Source organism: Methanoregula sp. (assembly GCF_002835825.1).
In the GTDB taxonomy this organism is placed as follows: domain Archaea; phylum Halobacteriota; class Methanomicrobia; order Methanomicrobiales; family Methanospirillaceae; genus Methanoregula.
Genome location: NZ_PIZH01000579.1, coordinates 1 through 1,316 on the forward strand (window position 1 = coordinate 1; position 1,316 = coordinate 1,316).

At 59.3% G+C, this 1,316-nt stretch carries 2 pseudogenes; both read right to left on the bottom strand.

Annotation, left to right across the window (positions count from 1 at the left end):
- Nucleotides 1-752: pseudogene (locus CW742_RS13455) on the bottom strand (preprotein translocase subunit SecD); the annotation flags it as partial.
- Nucleotides 749-1,243 (bottom strand): annotated as a pseudogene (locus tag CW742_RS13460) (protein translocase subunit SecF); the annotation flags it as partial. The pseudogenes CW742_RS13460 and CW742_RS13455, both read right to left, overlap by 4 nt.
- Nucleotides 1,244-1,316: the final 73 nt, after the last annotated feature.

Here is a 1,316-nt window from a genome sequence, read left to right on the forward strand (position 1 = left end):
TGGTGCTCGGGGTGGCTCGTGGGACCGTGCCTGATCGGAGGGTGCTGACATGCCGCGGCACCGGTCTCCGGGAGCGTGACGCCGACGCCCCACTTGTCGCGGCCCGGAGGCTCCTGGCTGGGATTCTGGCCGCTCGTGATTGCATCGCCAAAGAGGACAGGCTCAGTCTCGTTGCCCACCGTCTGGATCCGGATCTCGAACTTGCCCTGATTGCCGACAATCGCCTGCGCCTGCCTCATGTCAACGCCCGCAAGTTCGATGCGCACGTAGCGGGCAACGTTGTTGAGGCCGGTCAGGGTCTGGACTTTGGCGTCCTTGGTGCCAAAAGAGTTGATCTTGTTCTCCAGGATCAGTTTTGCAGTCTCGGCTGTCTTCCTCGAGACGCCGGGACTGTACGTGGTTACCTTCCCGCCGGCATCAGCGAAGACCTGCTCGAGTTCGGCCTGCGGGATGGCCTTGCGGATCTCGAGGTGCGTGGCATCGATGAGTTCGACCTCCGTATCGAGTTTCTCCGACAGTTCAGTGACAAACCCGTTGAGGTCGCGATCCGTGTCGAACCCGACAACCACTGCCTTGAACTCGAGCTGGATCCAGGCTCCCTGCTGGAGGTCGAGACCGTACTGGAGGTTGGTTGCAAGGTTTCCTTCGCTGTCGAAATGCGGCCCGATGGCGATGAGCGAGAGCACGACAAGGACAATCAGGAGGGCAACCCGCCAGTCGCTGACCATCGCTTTGAGATCGACTGCGTTCATTTCCCGCCCCCTTTCGTAACGTACCATTTGAGTATCGCAGCATTGGTCAGCCAGGTGTTGAGGACATCGAAGACCAGACCGATCAACAGGACGGCCGAGATCTGCATGAGGATCTCGACCGATCCTATCCATGAAACGAGCAGCATTGCCGCGATGGCAGCAAACGTTGTCGAGGTCATGCTGATGCCGGTCTCGAACGCACCTTTCAGTTTGTCGATGAGCTTGCCCTGCCGCTTGAGGACACGGTTTGTCAGGAGGATGTCGCTGTCAACCGAGTACCCGATGAGCATCAGGAGGGCTGCCGTTGTCCCGAGGGTGAGCGGGATACCGACAAGGTTCATCGCGGCTGCTGTCATGATCATGTCAGCAAACGCCGCGAAGACAACGGCCGTTGACGGAACAATGCTCGGGAAGGCAAGGAAGATGGCGAACGACATGCCGGTGAACGAGAAGAGGGGGGCAAGGACGGCCTGTTGCTGGCGCGCCTTTCCGAAGGACTCGTCGGTCTGAGCATTTCTGTCATCGGGTTAAGTCGTTAGGTATAGTGGGTGAAGCGAGACTGAC